The organism is Azospirillum aestuarii, from assembly GCF_016632405.1.
Taxonomy (GTDB): Bacteria; Pseudomonadota; Alphaproteobacteria; order Azospirillales; family Azospirillaceae; genus Azospirillum; species Azospirillum aestuarii.
This window is the reverse complement of sequence record NZ_JAEPIV010000074.1, coordinates 1-4,385: the sequence shown is the minus strand read 5'-3', so window position 1 is coordinate 4,385 and position 4,385 is coordinate 1. Positions and strand designations below refer to the sequence as shown.

General features: G+C 68.8%; 1 protein-coding gene and 1 pseudogene. Both read right to left on the bottom strand.

Going from position 1 to position 4,385, the window contains the following annotated elements:
• Nucleotides 1-273: 273 nt before the first annotated feature.
• Nucleotides 274-511 (bottom strand): annotated as a pseudogene (locus JJL56_RS33570) (transposase); the annotation flags it as partial.
• A 641-nt stretch (nt 512-1,152) separates the two neighbouring features.
• Nucleotides 1,153-2,784 (bottom strand): hypothetical protein, encoded by a 1,632-nt coding sequence (locus JJL56_RS32560; protein WP_200487911.1) that lies wholly within the window; start codon nt 2,782-2,784, stop codon nt 1,153-1,155.
• Between the last annotated feature and the right edge of the window lie 1,601 nt (nt 2,785-4,385).

Below are 4,385 nucleotides of genomic sequence, written 5' to 3'. Positions count from 1 at the left end.
TGATCTCTGCTTCGTCATGATGACTCCATCTTCTCAAGAAATGGAGCCTCCGACAAACCCGGGGCGGTTCATTGCGATTGACGCCGAGCGTCCGGGCGATCCGCTTCATCGGCCAGCCTTGGCCGTGCAACGCCATCACCTCGTCAAACCGGGCCTGCCGAACGCCGTGGCGATCCGCCGTTGGCAACTCAGCCGCTGGTGCCGGGAGTGGTGCGGTCGGCGGGGACGGCGCGGCGGCAGTGCTGATTTCCAGGGCGGCTCCCGTAGCCGCTTTGCTTGCCATACGCAGGTCATGATGATGCCGGTCGAGAACCCCAGCCAGAGCGTCCCCGAGATTGCGGAGAAGATGCCAGCGGTCCGAGACCTGGACGGCGCTCGGAGCGCCGGCCCGAATGCCGTCGGCGTAAGCGCCGGCGCGGTCGCGGGCAACCACCTCCACCCCGGGATGGGCTTTCAACCACGCCGCCACCGTCTCCGCATGGCGGTCGGGCAGCAGGTCGATGGGACGGTTGACGTGGCATTCGACGCCGCGCACGCCCAACCAGCACGCCAACCAGAAACCGTCGCGGCCCGCCTCGTAGGCGACGAGGACGCGCGCGATTGTCGTTCCGGCGTGAGCGGCTTCGCTCGTCCAGCGCTCGAACAGGCGCAGCAGCGCGTCCTGATCGGGCGTCAGCTTCTGCAACGGCCGCCGCTCGACGCCGGGGACGACGGCGGCAACCAGCCAGCTCGATTGGCTCATCTCGATGACGGCAACAAGCGTGCTCTCGTGATCGAAGGCAACGGGAGGCTGGGTCGAATCCAACGGCTTGGCCATGGTGCGCTCCTCCGTTTGTTGGCGCTACGATGGTGCCACGATCTCGTCGTTACCCAACGCCCCCATAGCATCTGACAGGACCGGCTTGATGGACGGATTGGCCTCTCTGGAGAGGCCGCGGCGAATGCTAGGGCGACCTTAATCAGCACGGCAAGGGCGGCCCTTCGGGGCGGGCGCTTGCACGACTGTAATGTGTTGTCACGACATGCACCTAATCTTGCCTGCACAAAACGTCTGTCGCATCGACCGCCTAATGGGGGTTGGGCGCCCACGCCGCAATCCCGGATTTCGGTCACCGAACCCTAGAGTCCATCCTTGGCACACAAACGACAACCCTATGTACGGACGGTGGCGGAAAATGCATCCGATCGCCACCCATGGCTCAGAAATCGTTCGGAATCCAGACCTGCCCCTTGGTCAAAGGCACGTCCGGAGGGACGGCTTCCAGAGCCGGGTTCAGGTCGTAGATGCGCTCCAGCCGGACGCCGTGCCGCTGCGCCGCCCGCGCCAGGGTTTCGTCGTCCCGGATGTCGGCCACGCGCCACTGGGCGTCCGCGCGCGGCTTGACGGGGGCCGCTTTGGGGCCACTGGAAACCGCCTTCGGCGGGTCCTTCGGCTTGTCCGGCGCTGGTGCGGATGCGGCGGCCAGGCCCGGCCAGGCGCTTGCCCAGCTCCGTCTCCGCCGCGCTCAGCCGCTCCAGCGTCCGGTCGGCCTGATCCAGTATGTCGGCGAGGCGGCGCATGGCGTCGGGGTCGACCGAAGGAGTCGGCGCCGCCGGCACGGCGATGAAGGGAGGTGACGCTGGAGCCGGTGCGGCGTCCGGTGGCGGCAACGCCGGCGGTGGCGACGGCGAGCGGTCGATCGGCTTGGCCGCGGCCTTTTCCGGCACCGCCGGCGCCGACCGCCCTCCGAAGGCCGGCGATGGTGACGCCGGCGCGGCGGGAGGCAACGAGGCCATCTCGATGGCAGCCGGCGGTGTTGTCGGCGGAGCCGCGAGGCCGGGAAGCACGCTGCGACTGGCATCGCCCTCCCCTCCGGCGGACGACAACCCAAGCAGCATCGGCGCCTCCCGGCTGTCGGCTTCGCTCGGCGGGGCCGTGACACCGTTGCTTTGGGTCATGACGCCGCCGAGGATGGCCATGGCCGCGGTGCTGGCCATAAGGACCATCGCGGCGTTCCTGGTGCCGCGCAGAACCGCCTTGCAGAAGCGGTCGACCCTGCCGCCCAGCGTCGACTGCGGCGAGGCCGGCGGCGTTACGGGCCGATCAGCGCGGACATCGGTGCCGGACCGGTCGGCGGCATCCGAAGCGGAATCCATTCCCGGGATATCCCCGGCACCCCTAAGGCGAGCGCTCGGCGACGCATGAAACGGCGTCGCCGTCGTCCACGCGGACGGATGTTCCGCCGCCATCCGCTCCGCCTGGAGCAGACTTTGCCGCGCCGCCTCCAGAACCCCCTCCAGGTCGGTGATCCGCGCGTGCGCCGCGCCGAGCGCCTGGTCGACCACGGCCAGACGGCGCTGCAGATCGCCGGCATGGGCGGCGTTCTCCTCGCCCCGGCGCCGGACGTCGGCGAGGGCCGCCGCCTTCTCCTCGCTCTGACGCCGGGCATCAGCGAGATCCGCCGCCATCTCGCCCTGGCGGCGCTCCAGCTCCTGCAGCGCGCCTGGCGGATGAAGTTCGACGTCGCCCGGCCCGTCCTTCAGCAGGGCTGCGACCAACAATCGGACGGTCGCCGCCCCGTCGCGCACCAGATTGGCGACGCGCACGGTCAGCGGATCGCCGACCACGGCCAACCCCTGATCGGCGGCGAGCAGGTCCAGCAGACCGGCGGCGTCAGCCTCGCGGTTCTCCCGCGACAAGGTGGCGAGACGCTGCGCCATCTCCTTCGCGGGAGCCGTTCCCTTGAAGTTCAGGCGGTGAATGCCGCTGTCGGCGTCGTCGGGCGGTGGACGCGGCGCGTCCATGGCCTCCGGTGAACGTGATGATCGCTTTGCCATGTCGGGGCTGTCTGAAGAACCGATGGCAGCACGGTAACCGGGGGTGGCATGGGCGTTCGAGCACCGGCGGAAGGCTGGGCGCCCAATTTTTCGATTTGGGCGCCCAGCGTTTGGACGTGGGCGCCCAAGCATCCGGCTAAGATCGGAAAAGGCGTTTCCGATCATACGGTTACCTTTGGGCGCCCGAATTCTTGAGCTGGGCGCCCACTGGACGCCCAGAGATCGGGGACGGATCGGAAAAGCTGTTCCCGATCAGTGGGTTGGCATTGGGCGCCCAATTTTTCGATTTGGCCGCCCAGTGGGCGCCCAACCTCCCAGCCTGGGTGCCCACTTCTGAACGCCGGGCGCCCAGCGGGCGCCCGAATGAAGAGGTTGGGCGCCCAGCTTCTCAGTCTGGGCGCCCAACCCGAAACGCTGGGCGCCCAGCATCGATTGCCGGGCGCCCGGCCTCCACGCACGGAAGGCTTTTTCAGGCTCTGCGACCAAGGGAAGGCGCCCGCCTTGGGGATGGATGGGGAAACGGGCGCCCGCCTTGGCCACGCCGTCGGACCGGGGGAGGGAGAGCAGGTCGCCGGGGCGTCCCTGCGGCAACCCGAGCGCGAACACGGGGCGGCGGAGGTCTCCCGTCGACGCGGGCGGCGGAAGCGGAAGGCGCTGAGCGCACCCAGCCGGACGGTTGAGGACGTCCTGCGGACGTCCGCCGGACGTCCACAGGAACGGACCAGGCTTTCCAACGAGCCATGTCGGGGAGCCGGTGGCGTGCCGGGCGGACGGGAAAGCCGCACACCGGGACGGCGGACCGGAGGGCAAGGCGATGCCGCACAGCCCAGGATAGCGGAAGTGGCCGAACGCCCGGGGCAGCCGGCGGCCCGGCCCGGGCAGTGCGGCAGCTCCATTTTCAGGTCTTCGGGGCGGACGGGGATGGAAGCGTTCAGGGCGATAAGCACCCCTGGCGGCGTCGCGGAACGGCCGCGGGCGCCCGCCTCGCCCGGAGCCGACACAAGGGTGGAATGCAGGGCGCCCAGTGGGCGCCTGGACCTCCCGACACGGGTCGGCGACGGAACGTTTCTCCGCCTGCGGCCCCTCCCCCACCCCGTCCCTCTTCGTAACTGGGCGCCCAATTTTTCGATTTGGGCGCCCAGCGTTTGGACGTGGGCGCCCAGTGGGCGCCCAATGAAACGCGTTGGGCGCCCAAGCATCCGGCCAAGATCGGAAAAGGCGTTTCCGATCATACGGTTACCTTTGGGCGCCCGAATTCTTGAGCTGGGCGCCCACTGGGCGCCCAGAGATCGGGGACGGATCGGAAAAGCTGTTCCCGATCAGTGGGTTGGCATTGGGCACCCAATTTTTCGATTTGGGCGCCCAGCATTTGGACGTGGGCGCCCAGTGTTCGGAACCGGGCATTTTTTCCGAGCGACGCCCGGCGAGGCATCCAAACCAACCGCTGGGGCTCGATTGGCGACCGCAATGACGGGCATGGTCGACGAAGCCACCTCACCATCCGGGACCCCGACGTGTCATGGTGCCCTTGACCGCCGCCTGCATTGCCGCCGTTGCATTCACCTACG

What these genes read in the sequence shown, in the direction of transcription:
- JJL56_RS32560 (WP_200487911.1), bottom strand. Translation starts at nt 2,784, where the DNA reads ATGGACGCGCCGCGTCCACCGCCCGACGACGCCGACAGCGGCATTCAC.